Source organism: Sphingomonas sp. BLHR8, assembly GCF_056821725.1.
On sequence record NZ_JBPDIM010000001.1, the window covers coordinates 496,982 to 516,150 of the forward strand.

Annotated in this window: 13 protein-coding genes; 10 read left to right on the plus strand and 3 right to left on the minus strand. The window is 70.8% G+C overall.

Annotated features, from left to right (window positions below):
* Positions 1–36: 36 nt before the first annotated feature.
* Positions 37–1,182 carry an acyl-CoA dehydrogenase family protein gene (locus ACRYJK_RS02585; RefSeq protein WP_482666027.1) on the minus strand — a complete coding sequence of 382 codons (1,146 nt, stop codon included), beginning with the start codon at positions 1,180–1,182 and terminating at the stop codon, positions 37–39.
* 155 nt (positions 1,183–1,337) lie between these two features.
* Here ACRYJK_RS02585 and ACRYJK_RS02590 point away from each other — a divergent pair, with 155 nt between their 5' ends.
* The gene (locus ACRYJK_RS02590; protein ID WP_482666028.1) at positions 1,338–2,465 is read left to right on the plus strand and encodes an alcohol dehydrogenase catalytic domain-containing protein; all 1,128 of its coding nucleotides are present in this window, start codon (positions 1,338–1,340) and stop codon (positions 2,463–2,465) included.
* 41 nt (positions 2,466–2,506) lie between these two features.
* Here the strand turns inward: ACRYJK_RS02590 and ACRYJK_RS02595 are convergent, their stop codons facing one another.
* Positions 2,507–3,439 carry an acyl-CoA thioesterase gene (locus ACRYJK_RS02595; RefSeq protein ID WP_482666029.1) on the minus strand — a complete coding sequence of 311 codons (933 nt, stop codon included), beginning with the start codon at positions 3,437–3,439 and terminating at the stop codon, positions 2,507–2,509.
* A gap of 114 nt (positions 3,440–3,553) precedes the next feature.
* On the opposite strand from ACRYJK_RS02595, the gene ACRYJK_RS02600 reads away from it, so the two are divergent.
* Both ACRYJK_RS02600 and ACRYJK_RS02605 read left to right on the plus strand, forming a co-directional pair.
* Complete coding sequence (locus ACRYJK_RS02600; RefSeq protein ID WP_482666030.1) at positions 3,554–5,281, plus strand: class I adenylate-forming enzyme family protein; 1,728 nt, start codon at positions 3,554–3,556, stop codon at positions 5,279–5,281.
* Positions 5,278–6,510 (plus strand): TetR/AcrR family transcriptional regulator, encoded by a 1,233-nt coding sequence (locus ACRYJK_RS02605; RefSeq protein ID WP_482666031.1) that lies wholly within the window; start codon positions 5,278–5,280, stop codon positions 6,508–6,510. The genes ACRYJK_RS02600 and ACRYJK_RS02605 overlap by 4 nt, the downstream gene beginning before the upstream one ends.
* On the opposite strand, the gene ACRYJK_RS02610 is transcribed toward ACRYJK_RS02605, so the two are convergent.
* Entirely contained in the window at positions 6,473–7,606 is a 1,134-nt protein-coding gene (locus ACRYJK_RS02610) for a S1C family serine protease (RefSeq protein ID WP_482666032.1), read from the minus strand. The genes ACRYJK_RS02605 and ACRYJK_RS02610 overlap by 38 nt on opposite strands.
* Positions 7,607–7,737: 131 nt before the next feature.
* Between ACRYJK_RS02610 and ACRYJK_RS02615 the strand changes: the two genes are divergently transcribed.
* The 7 genes from ACRYJK_RS02615 (at position 7,738) to trxA (ending at position 19,124) form a co-directional block, all read left to right on the plus strand.
* Positions 7,738–10,053 (plus strand): sensor histidine kinase, encoded by a 2,316-nt coding sequence (locus ACRYJK_RS02615; protein ID WP_482666033.1) that lies wholly within the window; start codon positions 7,738–7,740, stop codon positions 10,051–10,053.
* A complete protein-coding gene (gene tsaE, locus ACRYJK_RS02620; RefSeq protein WP_482666034.1) occupies positions 10,050–10,502 on the plus strand; it encodes a tRNA (adenosine(37)-N6)-threonylcarbamoyltransferase complex ATPase subunit type 1 TsaE in 453 nt (150 codons plus the stop codon). Before ACRYJK_RS02615 ends, tsaE begins: the two co-directional genes overlap by 4 nt.
* Positions 10,502–11,488, plus strand: a complete 987-nt coding sequence (locus ACRYJK_RS02625; RefSeq protein ID WP_482667380.1) for an aminoglycoside phosphotransferase family protein — start codon at positions 10,502–10,504, stop codon at positions 11,486–11,488. Before tsaE ends, ACRYJK_RS02625 begins: the two co-directional genes overlap by 1 nt.
* Positions 11,470–12,207, plus strand: coding sequence for a nucleotidyltransferase family protein (locus tag ACRYJK_RS02630; protein WP_482666035.1), 738 nt, complete (start codon positions 11,470–11,472; stop codon positions 12,205–12,207). Before ACRYJK_RS02625 ends, ACRYJK_RS02630 begins: the two co-directional genes overlap by 19 nt.
* A complete protein-coding gene (addB, locus tag ACRYJK_RS02635; RefSeq protein ID WP_482666036.1) occupies positions 12,200–15,256 on the plus strand; it encodes a double-strand break repair protein AddB in 3,057 nt (1,018 codons plus the stop codon). The genes ACRYJK_RS02630 and addB overlap by 8 nt, the downstream gene beginning before the upstream one ends.
* Positions 15,253–18,741, plus strand: a complete 3,489-nt coding sequence (gene addA / locus ACRYJK_RS02640; RefSeq protein WP_482666037.1) for a double-strand break repair helicase AddA — start codon at positions 15,253–15,255, stop codon at positions 18,739–18,741. The genes addB and addA overlap by 4 nt, the downstream gene beginning before the upstream one ends.
* 62 nt (positions 18,742–18,803) lie before the next feature.
* The gene (trxA, locus tag ACRYJK_RS02645) at positions 18,804–19,124 is read left to right on the plus strand and encodes a thioredoxin (RefSeq protein WP_482666038.1); all 321 of its coding nucleotides are present in this window, start codon (positions 18,804–18,806) and stop codon (positions 19,122–19,124) included.
* The last annotated feature ends 45 nt before the right edge of the window (positions 19,125–19,169 follow it).

Genomic DNA, 19,169 nt, shown 5'->3' on the forward strand with positions numbered 1-19,169 from the left:
CGCCTGCCAGAGACGCAGACAAGCTAGCGTCGTCGATCACTGCCGCAGCAGGTCGCGTCCGACGATCATCCGCATCACCTGGTTGGTGCCCTCGAGGATCGAATGCACCCTGAGGTCGCGCCAGAAACGCTCGATCGGATAGTCCTTGAGGTAGCCGTAGCCGCCGAACAGCTGCAGCGCCTTGTTCACGATTTCGCTGCCGTTGTCGGTCGCGAGCCGCTTGGCCATCGCCGAAAAACGCGACTTGTCGGGCGCATTATCCTCGACCTTGCACGCCGCCATGTAGAGGAGCACGCGGGCGGCTTCGAGGTCGGTGGCCATGTCGGCGAGCATGAACTGCGTGTTCTGGAAATCGGCGATCGGCTGGCCGAACTGCTGCCGGTCCTTGGCATAGGCGATCGCCTCATCGAGGCAGCGCTGCGCCCCGCCGAGTGAGCACGCCCCGATGTTGATCCGCCCGCCGTCGAGCCCGGCCATGGCGAAGCGGAACCCGTCGCCCTCCGCTCCGACGCGGTTGGCGACGGGCACACGCGCGTCTTCAAAGATCAGCTGCGCGGTGGGCGACGCGTTCCAGCCGAGCTTCTTTTCAGGCGCGCCGAACGACAGCCCCGGCGTGTCCTTGTCGACCACGAGGCAGGTGATCCCCCGCGCTTTTTCCTCGCCCGTGCGGACCATCACCACATAGACGTCGTTATAGCCCGCGCCGGAGATGAACTGCTTGGTACCGTTGATGACATAATGATCGCCGTCGAGCCGCGCGGTCGTCTTGAGCGCCGCCGCGTCGCTGCCCGACCCCGGCTCGGTCAGCGCATAGCTCGCGATCTTGTCCATGGTGACGAGGCCGGGGAGGTAGCGGCCCTTGAGCTCGTCCCCGCCGAACCGCTCGATCATCCACGCCGCCATGTTGTGGATCGAGATAAACGCGCTGGTCGCCGGGCAACCATAGGCCATCGCCTCCATGATGAGCGCCGCCTCGAGCCGCCCGAGCCCGATGCCGCCGCTCGCCTCGGGGAGGTAGATCGCGCCGAAGCCCAGCTCCCCCGCCGCTTTCCACACGTCGACAGGGTAATGGCTCTCCTCATCCCACTTCGCCGCAAACGTGGTGATGCGGTCGGCGGTAAAGCGCTGCGCCATCTCCTGAATGGCGAGCTGGTCGTCGTTAAGCTGAAAGGCGTGAGTCATGGCCGCAGCGCTTAGCGGGGAAGGCGAGCGCGTTGAAGGGGGGGCTTCCGTGAAGCCCCTCCCTTTCAGGGGAGGGGGAAAGCCATGTCGCACCACCGTTGCCGCCGCCACCCACGCTGCTACCATCGCCGGCAACGACACCACGAGGAGCCCCCATGACCGACCTCCCCACCGATGGCCGCGAGCTTGTCTCCACCGCCACCGACGACGGCCGCATCCGCCTCGAGCTGCGCCCGCAGACGATCGCCCCGTTGGGCGAGGATGAGGTGCTGATCCGCGTCGAGGCGACCCCGGTGAACCCCTCCGACATGGGGCTGCTCTATTCGATCGCTGACCCCGCCACCGCCCGCCGCGACGGCGACGCGCTGACGCTCGACATCCCAGAAAAGTGGCGCCGCGCGGTCGCGGGGCGGCTCGGTCAGGCGATGCCGGTCGGCAACGAAGGCGCCGGCACCGTCGTCGCGGCGGGCAGCTCACCGGCGGCGCAGGCGCTGGTCGGCCGTGTCGTCGCGACCTTCGGCGGGGCGATGTACCGCAGCTACCGCACCGCGCGGGCGAGCGACTGCCTCGTCCTGCCCGAAGGCGCGAGCGCGGTCGAGGGGGCCTCGCTCACCGTCAATCCGCTCACCGCGATGGCGATGGTCGGGCAGATGCGCCGCGACGGCAAAGCGTCGCTGATCCACACCGCCGCCGCCTCCAACCTCGGCCAGATGTTGGTCCGCTACACGCAGAGCGAGGCCGTGCCGCTGGTTAACATCGTCCGATCCCCCGCGCAGGTCGAGCTGCTCCGCGGCCTCGGCGCGACCCACGTCATCGACACCAGCGCCGACGGCTGGAACGAGGCGCTGGTCGACGCGCTGGTCGAGACGGATGCGACGCTCGCCTTCGACGCGATCGGCGGCGGGCGCCTCGCCGGGCAGTTGCTGGCCGCAATGGAGGCGGCGCAGGTCCGCAAGGGCGCGGCCTATTCGGTCTATGGCACCAACGTCTGGAAGCAGGTCTATATCTACGGTGCGCTCGACACCGGGCCGACCGAGTTCACCCGCAACTTCGGGCTGCAGTGGGGCATCTCCGGCTTCCTACTCACCCCCTATCTGATGAAGGCCGGCGCCGAAGAGGTCACGGCGATGCGCGAGCGGGTCGTCGCCGAACGCGCCACCACCTTCGCCAGCCACTACACGCGGACGGTGAGCCTGTCGGACATGCTCGATCCCGAAGTCACGCAGGCTGCCGCCGCGAAGAGCACTGGCGCCAAACTGCTGATCGACCCGAGCCGGGGTTGAGGAAACTCTCCCCTCCCCACGAGGGGGGGGGGAGCAATCCCTCACACCCACGGCGCCTTCTCGCCCTCGGGCGGGCGGTAGCGGATGAGGCCTTCCTGCGCGGTGCTCGCCACCAGGCGGCCGTCGCGGGTGAAGAATCGGCCGCGATTGAACCCGCGTCCGCGGCCGGCCCAGGGGCTGTCGGTGGCGTAGAGCAGCCAGTCGTCCATGCGTACGTCGTCATGAATCCACAGCGCATGGTCGAGGCTGGCGGTGAGCATCCCCGGCTTGGTCCAATTGACCCCGTGCGGCAGCACCGACGTGCCCAGCAGCATCATGTCCGACGCGTAGGCGAGGATCGCGCGGTGGAGCGCGGGGTCGTCCCCCGCCGGCGCGCCCAATCGCATCCAAGCGTGCATCAGCGCGGGCTGCGGGGTCGGGCGCAGGAGGCTGCGGCGCTCGACGGGGCGCACCTCGATCGGACGGGTGCGTTGGAAGCGGGTCATCATCGCTGCGGCGCGCGGGTCGGCCTCCGCCTCGATCCGCTCGACCTCGCTCATCAGGTCTTCGGGCGGGGGAACGTTGGGCATCGGTTCGTCATGCGCGAACCCGGGTTCGAGCTTGTGGTAGCTCGCGCTCATGGTGAGGATCGGGCGCCCGTTCTGCGCGGCGACCACCCGCCGCGTCGAAAAACTGCCGCCGTCGAAGTCGGGCTCGACGCTATAGTCGATCGGCAGCCCCTCTTCGCCCGCGCGCATGAAATAGCAGTGCAGCGAATGGAGCAGGCGTGACGCATCGACGGTGCGGTTCGCGGCGACGATCCCTTGCGCAATCACCTGCCCGCCGAACACGCGCCCGACCCCGCCCGGCTGCGGCGCGCCGGTGAAGCGCAGATCGCCCGCCGGGGCGAGGTCGAGCATCGCCAGCAGCTGCGCGACGCGGCCTTCGATGGTGGGGGAGGGTTCGTCGGTGGAAAGGGGGTCGTGCTCGCTCATGGCCGAGCGGGTTAGCGGCGCGCGCGTGCCGCCGCCATACCCTGTTTAAGAAACTGCTCGCATGGGCACGGCCTCCGGCCTACGCTCGCCGACAAAAGATATGAGGGAGAGCGAATGACGACCCACGCGACGCCGCTTACGGCGCCTGGCCCGTCGTGGCCGGCGCTGAGCCTCGCCGAAGTGGAGGCGCGGCTCACCGCGCCCGGCGCGCCGTTCGAGATGGCAACGCTCGACATTCGCGGCGTGCCGACGCGGGTATGGAAGAACGCGCCGCCGACGATGCTCGCGCTGTTCGACGTCGCGCGCGGATGGGGGAGCCGTGAGTTCGCCATTCTCGGCGACGAGCGCGTCAGCTACACCGGCTTCGTCCGCGCGGTCGGCGCGCTGGCGCAGGCGTTGCACGAGCGCGGCGTGGCGAAGGGCGACCGCGTCGCCATCGCCATGCGTAACCTCCCCGAATGGCCGGTGGCGCTGTTCGCCGCGGCGGCCTGCGGAGCGATCGCGGTGCCATTGAACGCCTGGTGGACGGGGCAGGAACTCACCTACGCGCTCAAGGACAGCGGCGCGACGCTGCTCATCGCCGACGCCGAGCGCATGGCGCGCGTCGCGCCGCACCTTGCCGAGCTACCCGACCTCACTCACCGCATCGTCACACGCGGGGAGGCGGAGGAAGCGGAGCGGCTCGACGCCCTGATCGGCGCGCCGAACGATTGGGCGAACCTCCCGGACACGCCGCTGCCTGCGGTCGATCTTGCGCCCGACGATCACGCGACGATCTTCTACACCTCGGGCACCACCGGCCACCCGAAGGGCGCGCTCGGTACGCATCGCAATCTGATGACCAACATCCTCTCGGGCGGCTACGCCGGCGCGCGTAACTTCTTGCGCCGCGGCGAGCCGATCCCCGAGCCGCGTCCGCGCATCAGCCTGACCGTCATCCCACTGTTCCACGTCACCGCCTGCAGCGCCGGGCTGATGGGCCTCATCGCGAGCGGCGGGACGATGGTGCTGATGCATCGCTGGGACGCGGTCGAAGCGATGCGGCTGATCGAACGCGAGCGGGTCAACATGACCGGCGGGGTGCCGACCATCGCCTGGCAGCTGATCGAGCATCCCGAACGCGACCGCTACGATCTCTCGAGCCTCGAGATGGTGTCCTACGGCGGCGCCCCGTCCGCGCCCGAGCTGGTGCGGCGGATCGCCTCCGACCTCAAGGCGTCGCCCGGCAACGGCTGGGGCATGACCGAAACGATGGCGACCGTCACCAGCCACACCGCCGAGGACTATCTCCACCGCCCCGACAGTGCGGGCCCGCCGGTGCCGGTGAGCGAACTCGCCATTCGCGACCCAGACACGCTCGTCCCGCTGCCGGTGGGTGAGGTGGGCGAGCTGTGGGCAAAGGGGCCGCAGATCGTCGTCGGTTACTGGAACAAGCCGGAAGCGACCGCGGAAACCTTTGTCGATGGCTGGGTGCGCACCGGCGACCTCGCCCGGCTCGACGAGGAGGGGTTCCTGTTCATCGTCGACCGCGCCAAGGACGTCGTCATTCGCGGCGGGGAGAATATCTACGCGGCCGAGGTCGAGAACGCGCTCTACGAACACCCGGCGGTGAGCGATGCGGCGGTGGTCGGCATCCCCCACCACACGCTCGGCGAAGAGCCCGCGGCGGTGGTCCGCCTGATGCCCGGCGCCCATGCCGACGAGGCCGAGCTGCGCGCCTTCGTCGCCGAGCGGATCGCCGGCTTCAAGGTGCCCGTCCGCGTTCTCTTCCTCGACGAAACGCTGCCGCGCAACGCCAACGGCAAGATCCTCAAACGCGAACTGAAAGCGCTGTTCGCATGAGCGTGGAGGCTGCCGTCGAACCCCGCGCCCAGCGTTCGACGGGACGCTTCAAGGCCAAGCAGCAGGCGGTGCTGGATGCGGCGTCGGCCTTGATCAACGAGCGCGGGGCGGGCGGGCTGACCCTCGCCGCGGTGGCTGAGGCGGTCGGGCTCAACACGGCCAGCGTCACCTACTACTACCCCCGTCGCGACGACCTCGCGCTCGCCGCCTACGCTCACGCGCTCGACCGGATCGAGGCGATGGTTGAGGAGGCGGGGGAGGCACCCGACCCGCGCGCGCGCCTGGCGCGCTACGTCGCGCTCAACGTCGAACGCTTCGGGCGCGTGCTGGAGGGGGAGGAGCGGCCGATCACCGTCCTCTCCGACATCCGCACCATGTCCGATCCCGTCCGCCGCGAGCTATCGGACCGCTACCGCGTCATCCTGCGGCGCGTGCGCGGCTTCTTTGGCGAGGATGGCGACACTGCCGCAAAGCGCACCAACATCGCCCGCGCGCACCTGTTGCTGGAGGCGGTCTACTGGATGCCGGCGTGGCTGCAGGGTTACGCGGTGAGCGATTTTCCGCGCATCATCGACCGGCTGTCGGACCTGCTCGCGCGTGGACTGCGCCCGGCGAATTCGCCGCTGGCGCTTCCCGACCCTGCCGAGCCGGCGAGCGACGAAGGTCCGCAGCAGCGATTCCTCCAGGCGGCGACGCGGCTCATCAACGAGCGTGGTTATCGCGGTGCGTCGGTCGAGCGGATCGCGGCGGAGTTAAATGTCACCAAGGGCAGCTTCTACCACCACCTCCCCGCCAAGGAGGATCTGGTGATCGCCTGCTTCCGCCGCAGCTTCGACCTCGTCACCGCAGCCCAGCGCGCGGCGGAGGTGACCGGCGGCAGCCATGCCGAGAGGCTGCTGCGCGCTCTGTCGCAGGTGATCGACGTGCAATTCTCAGATGCGGGGCCGCTGCTGCGCACCAGCGCGCTGCAGGCGCTGCCACTGTCGATGCGCGGCGATGTGATTGAAGGGTCGAACCGCATCGCGCGCCGCTTTGCAGGGACGATCGCCGACGGCATCGCCGACGGCTCGCTGCGCGCGGTCGATCCGCTGCTCGCCGCGCAACTGCTGATGCCGGCGATCAATTCCGCGTACGAACTGCGCGGCTGGGCGGAGGCGGGGGAGGGGCGCGCCGCCGCGCGCGACACCTATGTCAGCCTGATGCTGGGGGGGCTGACACCGGAGCGCTGATCGGCTCGGCGGGCTGGACCCGCGCCGGGTCGGGCCGCAGCCAGAACAGGACAATGGCTCCCACCAGCAGTGCGGTGGCTGCCACCGCCGCAGGCGTACGGCGCTCGGGCCGGTCCAGCAGATGAAAGGTCAGCGCCGCCGACGCCGCTACGCTCGCCAGCGCCAGCGCCAGCGCCGCGAGCGCCAGGACGTTGATCTCTTCCCGCCGGGCCGCGCCCTGCAACCGCTCGATCTCGAGCGCTTCGGCTTCGCGCGCGCGCGCCGCGGCCTGCTCACGCGCCACTTCGGCCGACCTCGCCTGCGCTGCGTCGCGATTGGCGGCCGCCTGCCGTTCGGCGGGCGTCGGGCAGCGGTCGCCGGCGTTGGTGAAACTCTGCCCGGCGCCGCGCAGGAACCGCGTGAGTTCGGCGCTGGAAATGGCGAAGGAGAAAGGCGAGTCGCCCTCGTCCGCCCGGCTGACGAAGCTGTTGACGCCGATGACGCGGCCGCACCCGTCGATCAGCGGCCCGCCCGAGTTGCCGCGCGCGATGTTGGCGTCGTGGACGAGCGCGTCGATGCCGGCGATGCGATCCTTGGACGCGACAATGCCGTCGGTCGCGACCGGCGCGCGCGGCTGGATGAAACCGTTTATGTCGCGCGCGGTGGCGAGGTCGACATTGCCCGGATAACCCAGCGCGAACACTGGCGAGCGCTGTGCGACGGGGCCGGTATAGACGCTGACGACCGGCAGGCGTGCGCCGCGCACCGCGATCAGCGCGAGGTCGCGTTCCTTGTCAAGCGCGACCAGCCGCCCCTCGACGCTGCGCTGGCCCTGCGCGGGGACGACGCCGATGATGACATTGTCGGGATATTGCACCGCGTCGGCGACGACGTGCGCGTTGGTAACGATGCGGTCGGGCGCGACGGCAAAGCCCGAGCCGTGGCCGAAGCCCACCACCTCCCCGCCCATCACCGCGACGGTGACGACACGGACGATGGCGCGTTCGGCGACGCCGACCTGGTCGACTTCGGCCGCGGCCGGAGCGACGGGCGCGCTCTGGGCGAGCGCGGGGGCGACGGCGAGCGCGAACAGCAGCGCGGCGATGCGGGCAAGCATGGGGCGAGCGGTGGCGAGCCTGCGCCCGGCGGTCAAGTGCTGCACCTAGCCCGTCGACGGATGCCGCGTTAGAGGCGGCGGATGCCCCCGCTGCCGCTCTCCGTTCCGTTACGAGTCCCCGCTCGCTCACGATGAACCTGCTCGAATCGACGACCATGCTGACCATCGGCGTGCTGCTCGCGCTGTGGACGCTGGCGGCGGGCTGGGGCCTCGCGCGCGGGCTCTCGCAGCAGCGCCGCGCCGGTTTCGTCACACGCCGTGCGGAGCAGCTCGCGGCGCTTGTCGACCTCGCCCCCGCGCTGCCGCTGATCGTGCGCGCCGACGGGCGGCTGGAAGGGCCGGGTGCGGTGGCGCCGCTGTTCGGCCTCGAACGACTGCCGGACACCATCGATGGCCTCGGCGCGGCGGGGGAGGCGGGGCTGGACCCGCGCACGTTCCAACTGCTGGCGGCGGAGGTCGTTCAGGCGCAGCGCACCGGCAAGGCGTTTCGCCTGACGCTCACGGCCAGGGATCGCCGCCGCGCCATCGCGGTCGCCGGCGCGCCCGCGCCCGAAACGCTCGGCAGCGGCGGCAGCGCGCTGCTGTGGGTCAGCGACGCCAGTGAACAGGCGGCGCGCGAACATCGCCTCACCCGGGAACGCGAGGACGCGATCGAAGCGTTCGACGCGCTGTCGGCGGTGATCGAAGCCGCGCCGTTTCCGATGTGGTTTCGCCAGGAGGACGGCGCGCTGGCGCTCGTCAACGGTGCCTATGTCGCCGCCAGCGAAGCGCGCAGCGCCGATGCCGCGGTAGGGCGCCAGATCGAACTGGTGGAGCCCGTGCGCGGCCTTTCCGCCCGCGACGCCGCGCTCCAGGCGGCCGGCCAGGCGGAGCCGGTGTCGCGCGTCGTCCCGGTGACGATCGGCGGTGAGCGGCGCGTGCATGAGGTGGTCGACGTCGCGGTGCCCGGCATCGGCATCGCCGGCTACGCCATCGATCGCCAGTCGCTCGACGACGCTCTTGCGGAGATCGCGCGCGCGGTGGCTGCGCGCCGTACCATGCTCGACCAATTGAGCGCCGCCGTCGCCGAATTCGGACCCGACCGCAGCCTCATCTTCTGGAATCGTCCGTTCCTGCGGCTATTCCTCCTCGATGAAGGCTGGGCGGGGAGCAGCCCGGCGTTCGAACGCGTGCTCGATCGGATGCGCGATGCGGGTCGCGCGCCCGAAACCCGCGACTTCCCCTCGTGGCGCAAGGAGCGGCTCGGCTGGTTCGCCCTGCGCGAGACCGAGGAGGAAAGCTGGCACCTGCGCGACGGGACGCACCTGCGCGCCATCGCTCATCCAAGCGCGGACGGCGGACTGCTGCTGCTGTTCGAGGACCGCACCGAACAGACGCGGCTCGCGTCCGCGCGCGATACGCTCGTGCGCGTGCGCAACGCGACGTTCGACAATCTCTTCGAAGCGGTCGCGGTGTTCGCGCCGGATGGGCGGCTGCATCTGTGGAACCAGCGCTTCCGCCGCCTGTGGGGGCTCAACGAGGAATATCTCACCGCCTCGCCGCGCCTCGATGCGCTGCTGGAGCGCGCCGGCCAGCGGCTCGCCGACCCGCGCCAGGCGGCGGTGGTGCGCCAGATGGTGATCGGCGCCACCGCCGACCGTCAGCAGCGATCCGGGCGCATCGTCATGTCCGATGCGCGCCAGTTCGACTTTGCCACCATCCCGCTGCCCGACGGCAACGCGCTGCTCACGCTGATCGACGTCACCGACAGCCGCCGCATCGAAACCGCGCTGCGCGAGCGTGCCGAAGCGCTGGAGGCGGCGGACAAGGTGAAGTCGGACTTCCTCAGCCGCGTCAGCTACGAATTGCGCACGCCGCTCACCTCGATCGGCGGTTATGCGGAAATGCTCGCGGGCGGCTTCGCGGGCGAGCTGCCCGAAGCCGCCCAGACCTATGTCCGGGCGATCATGGACTCGACCGAACAGCTGGGGACCCAAATCGGCACCGTGCTCGACCTCGCCCAGACCGAAGCCGGTCATATGCCGCTGGAGGCGCGGGCGATCGCGCTCCCCGACTTTCTCGCCGATGCACTGCGCCGGGTGGAGGGCGCAGCAGCGCGCGCCGAGGTGAAGATCACGCGCGACGTGCGGGCGTCGGTCGGGCGGATCGATGGCGACGTCGCGCGGCTCGGTCAGGCCTTCGATCAGCTGCTGCTCGCTGCGCTCGGCAGCTTCGCCGATCGCGACTGGCAGCCCGAAGGCGGGCGCCGGGTGCTGGTCTTTGCCGAAGGCGACGCCACGCAGGCGCGGATCATCCTGTCCGACAATGGCCCGGGCGCGCAGCCGCAGGGGACGCTCGGCATCGGCGTCGCGCTCGCGCGCCAGCTGATCGAGGCGCATCGCGGGACATTCGAGCAGCAATATGTCGCCGGCGAAGGTGCGATGCTGACGATCACGCTGCCGCGATGAGCGACGAGCCGCTCGAATATGGGCTGAGCGATCTGCCGCGGATCGGTGCGGCGATCGCGGCGGTGCTGCAACCCGGCGATGTCATCGGACTCTCGGGCGACTTGGGCGCGGGGAAAACCGCGCTCGCACGCGCAATTCTCGCGGCGCTGGGGCTCGCTGGGGAAGCGCCGTCGCCGAGTTTCGCCATCGTCCAGCCCTATGATGCGCCGCCGCTGCGGCTGCCGCTGTGGCATGTCGACCTCTACCGCATCGACGACCCGGACGAGACGGTGGAGCTGGGCCTCGATGAAGCGCGCAGCGACGCGGCGCTGTTGGTGGAGTGGCCCGAACGCTGGGGCCGCCATGCCCCGCGCGACATGGTGCGGCTCTATATCGCCGGGGCGGGCGAGCGGCGTCGCTTGACAGTCGAACTGCCCCCCGCTTGGGAACCGCGATGGCCGCACCTTTGATGACCCCGCCCGCCGCGGCGCGACCCTTTCTCGACGCCGCCGGCTGGGAGGGCGCGACCTTCGCCCCGCTCGCCGGAGACGCATCGTTCCGCCGCTATTTCCGCGTGGAGCGGGCGGGTGAGCGCGCCGTGCTGATGGACGCGCCGCCGCCGCACGAAGATCCCCGTCCGTTCATCGCCATGGCCGAATATCTCCAGGGCATCGGCCTGTCGGCGCCGCGCATCCTCGCGCGCGACCTTGATCACGGGCTGCTGCTGCTCGAGGATTTCGGCGACGACCGCCTGCGTGAAGCGCTCGACGACGCGCCGGAGCGGGAGGGCGAGCTCTACACGGAGCTTACCGATCTGCTGGTCGCGCTCCACGCCGCGCCGACCGCTGCGAACCTCAAGCCGCATGGCCTCGAGCATTGGCTCGACGAGGTCGAGCTGTTTCCCGCATGGTATGCGCCGGCGGTCGGGCTTCATCTCGACGGCGGTGGGTATCGCGATGCCTGGCGGGAGGTGCTGCAGCCGGTGGACCGCGACGGGCTCGCCCGCGTCACCGAACTGCGCGATTTCCATGCCGAGAACATCATGCTGCTCTACGGGCGCGAAGGTCCGGCGCGGTTCGGGCTGCTCGACTTTCAGGACGCGCAGTGCGGCCACCCCGCCTATGACCTCGTCTCGCTGTTGCAGGACGCGCGGCGCGACGTGAGCCCGGCGGTCGAGCGCGCCAGCCTCGCGCGGTACATGGCGGCGACGCGGCAGGGCGACGCGTTCGAGCGGGCCTACTGGGCGCTCGCGGCGCAGCGCAACGTCCGCATCCTCGGCGTATTCTGCCGCCTGTGGAAGCGTGACGGCAAGGAAGGCTATCGCCGTTTCCAGCCGCGCATGTGGGGCCTCCTCGAACGCGACCTCGCGCATCCGACGCTCGCGCCGCTGAAGGCCTGGTTCGATGCGAACGTGCCGCTATCGGCGCGGGCCGACGCATGGCGCGCCTTCGCGTGACGCAGGTCGACAGCGCTTTCGTGCTCGCTGCGGGGCTGGGCAAACGCATGCGTCCGCTCACCGCCACGCGGCCGAAACCGCTGGTGCGGGTGGCGGGCAAGGCGCTGATCGACCATGCCTTCGACCGGATCGAAGACGCCGGCGTCCCCCACGTGGTCGTCAACGCGCACTACCTCGCCGACGCGCTCGAAGCGCATGTCTTGGGCGCGCGGCGGGAGCGTGCGTTCGCGATCGACCTCTCCGACGAGCGCGACCAGCTGCTCGAGACCGGCGGCGGCCTCGTTCGCGCCTTGCCGCTGCTGCGCGGCGATCCGATCCTCACCGTCAACAGCGACAATATCTGGACCGACGGGCCGACCAACGCCATCCGCCGCCTGACCGAACGCTGGGACGATGCGGCGATGGATGCGCTGCTGCTCGTGGTGCCCCAGGCCCGCGCGGCGGGGCACCGCGGGCCGGGCGATTTCCACATGGCGAGCGATGGCCGCCTCGCGCGTCGCAAGCCCGGCCGCGTTGCCCCCTTCGTTTACACCGGCATCCAGCTGATTGCTCGCCGACTGTGCGACGACGCGCCGGAGGGGCCATTCTCGACCAACATTCTCTGGGACCGTGCGGCGGCGAACGGGCGGCTGTTCGGCCTCGCCCACGATGGCGCGTGGTTCGACGTCGGCAGCCCCGCCTCGATCCCCATCGTCGAAGCGGCGCTCGATCATGGCTGAACGCGCGGTGCGGCCTTCGGTCTTCACCATCGCGGTTCACCAGCCGTTCGCCGACGCGCTCGCCGACGGGGTGCTGGCACGGTTCCGCGATGCCGACCTCGGATTGGCCAGGGGGCTGATCCTGCTGCCCAACGCGCGCGCGGTGGAGGCGGTGCGCGACGCGTTCGTCCGCGCAAGCGGCGAGGCGCTGCTGCTCCCGCGACTGCTCGCGATCGGCGATGGCGACCTCGACGCCCGCGCGGGGGCAACCTTCGACCGGCTGGCGATCGACGCGGAGGAAAGCCCGCTGCCGCTGGCGGTCGACCCCTGGCGACGGCGGCTGGTGCTGATGGACCTCATCGCCGCGCGCCGCCCGCACCTGGGCGCGGCCGACGTGTTGCGCCTCGCCGATGCGTTCGCGCGCGCGATCGACGCCTGCGCCGTGGAGGAGGTGGACCTCCGCTCGCTGCGCGAGCTCAACATTGCGGAACGGCTCTCACAGCATTGGGAAGAGAGTCTCGGGGCATTTCTCCAGCTTGCCGACGCCTGGCACGGCTGGCTGGCTGAGGCAGGCCTCGTCGACCGCGCCCAGCGCACCAACCTCGCGCTCGATCGCACGGCCGCGCGGTGGCGCTCGTCGGGGTTCGATCACGACTTCGTTGTGGCGGCGGGCATCACCACCTCCGCTCCCGCGATCGCGCGGCTGCAGCGCGTCGTCGCGGCCCATGAACGTGGCGCGGTGGTTTTGCCGCACCTAGACCTCGCGCTCGACGAGGAGGATTGGGCGGCGCTCGGAAACGATCCGCAGGCGATCGCCCGCGCGGTCGCGAAAGGCGAGGACCCCGGCCCCCGCCCGCGCGAGCTCCACCCGCAATATCATCTGAAGCTGCTGCTTCACCGGCTGGGCGTGCACCGCGGCGAGGTGCGGGCGTGGCCCGGTCGGGCGTCGGAGCCGGGGCCAGAGAGCCGCGTGACGCTGGTCCACCACCTGCTCGCGCTGCCCGAGCGCACGTCGCAGTGGGCAACCCTCCCGCGCCGCGCGATCGACCCGTCGGGGATCGTTACCGTCACCGCCGACACGGCGGCGGAGGAAGCGCAGACGATCGCGGTGCTGATGCGCGAAGCGCTGGAGACGCCCGGCCGGACGGCCTCGCTCGTGACCCCCGACCGCGGCCTTGCCGCGCGCGTTGCGCGCCACCTCGCGCGCTGGGGCATCGTCGCCGAGGATAGCGCGGGCGCGGCGCTGTCGGCTCTGCCAGCGGGCGAGCTGCTGCTGGCGATCGCTCGCGCCGCCGCCAGCGACTTCGCGCCCGTCGAGCTCATCGCGCTGCTGACCCATCCCGCGGTTCGGCGCGGCGAGGGGCGACTCCGCTGGCTCGATCTCGTCCGAGACCTCGACCTCGCGCTCAGGGGACCTCGCCCGGCGCAGGGGCTGGCGGCGCTCGGCGATTGGATCGCCCGCACGGACGAACGCAACGTGTCGAAGCGCCTGCGCGAGGCGTGGCCGGAGATGGTCGCGCCATTGCGCGCGCTCGACGCCGCACTGGCCGCACAGCCGCGCCTTTCCCTCGCCGACGCGCTGGAGGCTCTGCGGCAGGCGTTGCTCGACCTCTCGGGTGACGACGTGTTCGCACACGCGGACGGGCGCGCGCTTGGCGAAACGCTCGACGCCCTGCTGGGGGAGGCGCACGCCGTCACGCGCCCGGTGGAGGTGTCCGGCCTCGGCGACCTGCTGCGTGTCATGCTCGATGCCGTCAGCGTCCGGTTGCCTTATGGCGGGCATCCGCGGCTCGCGATCCGCGGCCTTCTCGAAGCGCGGTTGCAGCGCTCGGATGTGACCATCCTCGGCGGCCTCAACGAAGGGCAGTGGCCCGCCGCGCACCAGCCCGACCCCTGGCTAGCGCCGCTCGTCCGGCGAACGCTCGGGCTTCCCGGCACAGATCGCCAGGCGGGCCTTGCCGCGCACGACTTCGCTTCGGCGCTGGGGGCGAGCGAGGTCATCGTCACCCGCGCCCGGCGCGACGGCACGGCGCCGACCGTCGCCTCGCGGCTGCTGCTGCGGCTGGAGGCGCTGGTCGGCGATCCCGATGCGCTCGCCGGCCAGGGCCGCTCCTGGCTGGGGCTCGCCCGCGCGCTCGATGCCCAGCGTCACGATCGACCGATCGCGCGTCCGCAATTCGAACCGCCGCCGCACCGTCGCCCGCGCCGCATCTCGGTGACGCAGGTCGAACAGCTGCTCGCCGATCCGTTCAGCTTCTACGCGCGCGTCGGCCTCGACCTGCCGTCGCTCGATCGGCTCGACGCCCCGCTGGGGCCTCCGACGAAGGGCAATCTCCTCCACGCCGTGCTTGAGGCGTGGGTGCAGGGGGGCGCGGATTCGCTCGACGGGCTCATGGCCATCGCCGACGCGCATCTTGCCGCGCCCGGCATCACCGACGCGGTGCGCGCGCTGTGGGGTCCGCGCGCGAAAGCGGCGCTCGAATGGGCGGGAACGACGATCATCGCCGCACAGCGCGAAGGGCGCAGCCCCGCGGTGGTCGAGCGCAAGGGCACGCTTGCGATTGGCGATGTGACGCTCAGCGGCAAACCCGACCGCATCGACAGCCTGCCCGATGGCACGTTGGCGGTGGTCGATTACAAGACCGGCACTTCACCCAAAAAGGTCGCGGTCGAGGCCGGTTTTGCTCTGCAACTCGGGCTGCTTGGCGCGATGGTCGAGCGGGGCGGCTTCGGCGACGATAGCACCGCCGAAGTGAGCGGCTACGAATATTGGCGGCTGCGTCGAAGCGATAAGGGCGCGTTCGGATATTGCGAGGCGCCGTTCAGCGCGAAGGGCAGCGTCCAGGCCGACAACTTCGCGGACCTTGCGCTGCGCAAGACCGAAGCGGCCGTGCGCACCTATCTGATCGGCGACGAACCCTTCGTCGCCAAACTCCATCCCGAATGGGCCCCCTACGGCGACTATGATCAGCTGATGCGCTTCGAAGAGTGGAACGGTCGCGACGGCGAGCCGGTCATGCCCGCGCATGCCGAACCCCCGGCCGACGCGGCAACGGGGGACGCATCGTGAGCCGGCTCGTGCGCCTCGACCGCGATCAGTGCATCGGCGTCGATCCCGAACGCAATGTCTGGCTGTCGGCCTCCGCCGGTTCCGGCAAGACGCAGGTGCTGACGACGCGCATCATGCGGCTGCTGCTCGACGGCGTGGCGCCCGAATCGATCCTCGCCATCACCTTCACCCGCGCCGGGGCGAGCGAGATGGCGCGCCGCATCCGCGAGACGCTGGCGCTGTGGGTGCGCCTGCCCGAAGCCGACCTGCGCGAACGGTTGCAGGCGGGCGGCGTCGGTGAGGGCACCTACAACCCGGCGATGATCGACCGCGCGCGCCAGCTGTTCGCCCGAGTGATCGACGCGCCCGGGGCGGGGCTGCAGATCCAGACCATCCACGCATTTTGCCAGACCCTTCTCGCCAGCTTCCCGGAGGAGGCGGGCCTCGCCCCCGGTTTTGCTCCGCTCGACGAGGTGGAGGCCGAGGCGCTGCGTCAGCAGGTGCTGACCGACATGCTGCGCGCCGCGCGGAGGGATGGCGACGACGCGTTGCTGCGGCGGATCGACGCGCTGGCAATGACGCTCGGCGAATGGGGGGCGAGCGGTTACCTCCAGCGCTGCGCCGCCAACGCCCGCGCGCTTGGCGACTTGCCGGTTGCGCTGCTCCCATGGCTGCGCTCGCATTTCGAGCTCGACCCGCACGAGAGCGAGGCCGACCTCGCCGCGCGATTGCTTAGCGACGCGGCGATCGACCGCCCCTGCCTCGACCGCGTGCTGGAGGCGTTCGGCACCAGCGCCGATCAGCTCAAACGTCGCGAGAAGCTGCGCGCTTTCCTCGCGGCGGATCTCGCGGATCGGGCCGCGCATGTCGAGGACCTCTACACGGTGTTCTTCACCGACAAGGGGACACCGCGCGATGCCGTCCGCGCCGGCTTCAAGGCGTGCGCGGGCGATGCGGAGGCGGTGTCCGCCCGCGTCGCGACGGCCCGCACCGCGCTCGCCGCGCACCGGGCCTGCCAGCGCGCGGCCGACGCGCTCGAGGTCGGCCGCCGCTACGCCCAGCTTTACCGTGAGGCCAAGCGCGACGCGAACCGGGTCGAATTCGACGACCTGATCGATCGCACCCTCGGTCTCCTCGAGGACAGCGCCGGCGACTGGATTCGCTTCAAGCTCGACCAGCGCATCGACCACATCCTCGTCGACGAAGCACAGGACACCAACGCCCGCCAGTGGGCGATTGTCTGGGACCTGACCGAAGAGTTTTTCGCGGGCGAGGGCGCGCAGGACGCGGCGCTGCGCACGCTGTTCGTGGTCGGCGACTACAAACAGGCGATCTACGGCTTTCAGGGGACCAATCCCCGCCATTTTGAGGCAGCGCGGCAGCGCTTCACCGCGGCGGGCAAGGCGGCAGAACGGCCGTTCGCGCCGGTCGGCATCTCGACCAATTTCCGCTCGTCGCCGGCGGTGCTTGAAGCCGTGGACGCACTGATCGCGCAGGCGGGTCACGAAGCGCTCGGCCTGCCCGACGCGCCCGCGCGCCACATCGCTGCGGGCGACGACCTCCCCGGCCGGGTGGCGCTGTGGCCGCCGGTGGTGCTCGCCGATGGTGCCGACGCGGCGGACGATCGCGACAGCGACGAGGAGGAGGGCGGCACGCTCGCCGAGCGCACCTGGATCGACAGCGCGACGCGCCTGCTTGCCGCGCGCATCGCCCGCACGGTGCGTGGGTGGATCGACGACGGCATCGACGGCGCCCCGGTGCGCGCGGGCGAGGTGATGATCCTGGTCCGCCGCCGCAAAGACCTCGCCGCGCTGCTCGTCGCGCAGTTGCTGGAGATGGGCGTGCCGGTGGCCGGCGTCGACCGGCTGACGCTCGCCGCGCCGCTCGCCGTGCGCGACCTCCTTGCCGCGATGCGCTTTGCGGTGCAGCCGCTCGACGACCTCAACCTCGCCAACCTGCTCGTCTCGCCGCTCGTCGGCTGGTCGCACGACCGGCTGGCCGAGCGCGCGTGGCGCAAGGGGGACAAGGGCGCGGCGACAGGATCGCTGTGGCGGCATCTGCGCGCTCAGGCCGATCTCGCGGAAGAGCTCAAGCCGCTCCACGACCTGCTCGATCTCGCCGGCTACACCGGCCCGCACGCGTTTCTCGAGACAGTGCTGTCCGGCCCGATGGAGGGGCGCGCGCGGCTGCTGGCGCGCATGTCGCCGGCGGCGCTCGATCCGGTCGAGGCGCTGCTCAGCCAGGCGATGGAGCATGAGGCGCGGCACGGCACCTCGCTGCACCGCTTCCTCGCGGCGATGGACGCGGGGTCGATCGAGCTGAAACGCGAGCTCGACAGCGGCGAGGATGCCGTGCGGGTGATGACCGTGCACGGCGCCAAGGGCCTCGAATCGCGCATCGTCATCCTCGCCGACGCGACCGATCGCAAGCAGGCGGACCGCGGCGGCGATGCGACCCTGCCGCTCGGCGATGCGCAGGGCGACGACCAGGTGCCGATCCTCGCGCCGAGGAAGGCGGAACGGCCGCCGATGCTTACCGCGCTCGCCGAACTGCGCGCCGAGGAACAGCGGCAGGAGGATCTGCGCTTGCTCTATGTCGCGATGACCCGCGCGCGCGAGATGCTGTTCGTGGGTGGTGCCGCGCCGACCGAACGCGGCAAAGACACGGTCGACGAGGCGGCCATCGATGCGAGCTGGTACGGCGCCGTGCGCGAGGCGCTGACCTCGCTCGGCGCGCAGACGGTCGACACCGGCGGCGTGTTCGCCAGCGAATATCGTCATGCGATCGCCTCGAAGGCGGCCCGGTCGGCACCCGTTACAGCGCCCGAGCCTGCACGGGCGCCGGTCGCGCTTCCCGCTTGGGCGACGCAGCGCCCGCGTGCCCAAGCGCGGCCGTTGCGCCCGCTCGCGCCATCGCGACTGACCGATGCGGAGGCGATGGCGGTCCCGGCGCCGCCCGCCTCGGGCGATCCCGATGCGCGGCGCGCCCGCGATCGCGGCGTCCTGATGCACAGCCTGTTCGAACGCTTACCCGCGGGCGACGCACGCGCTCACGCCGATGCGATGCAGTCGTGGCTGGCGCGCGCCGCACCGCAGTTCGAGGATGCCGAGCGCGCGGCGATGGTCGATGAGGTGCTCGCCATCGCCGAGGACCCGCGGCTTGCGCCATGGTTTGGTGCCGATGCGCTGGCGGAGGTGCCGTTCTCCGCGCTGGTCGACGGGCGCGTGATCGCCGGCAGCGTCGACCGGCTGTGCGTCACGCCGACCACCGTCGATATTCTCGATTTCAAGACCGGCGCCGCGCCCGCCGGCGCGAGTGCGATCCCGCGCGCCTATCTCGCGCAAATGGCCGCCTACAACCGCGCGCTGGCGACGATCTATCCCGGCCGCAGCGTGCGAGCGGCGCTGCTCTACACCCGCGCGCCGCAGCTTTTTCTCCTGTCGGACGACGCACTCGCCGCCGCATTGCCGACGCTCGCGCCATCGGAGGGCTCGGATGAGGCTTGAAGGGTGCGCCCCCTCGACCCTATTTTGCTCGACGACACATAGTTTGAACGGGACTGACATTCATGCCGACCAAAGCCATCACCGACGCCAGCTTTCAGTCGGACGTGCTCAACAGCGACGTTCCGGTGCTGGTCGATTTCTGGGCGGAATGGTGCGGCCCGTGCAAGATGATCGGCCCGGCGCTCGAGGAGATCAGCGATGAGCTCGCGGGCCGCGTCGTCATCGCCAAGATGAACATCGACGACCAGCCCAACACCGCCGGCCAGCTCGGCGTGCGCGGCATCCCGACGATGATGCTGTTCAAGGGCGGTCAGAAGGTCGCCGAAAAGGTCGGCGCCGCCCCCAAGAGCGCACTCAAGGGCTGGCTCGAAAGCGCGCTCTGACCGAGAGTCGGCGCCCCACCGGACGTGATCCGGGGCAGGGCTTCT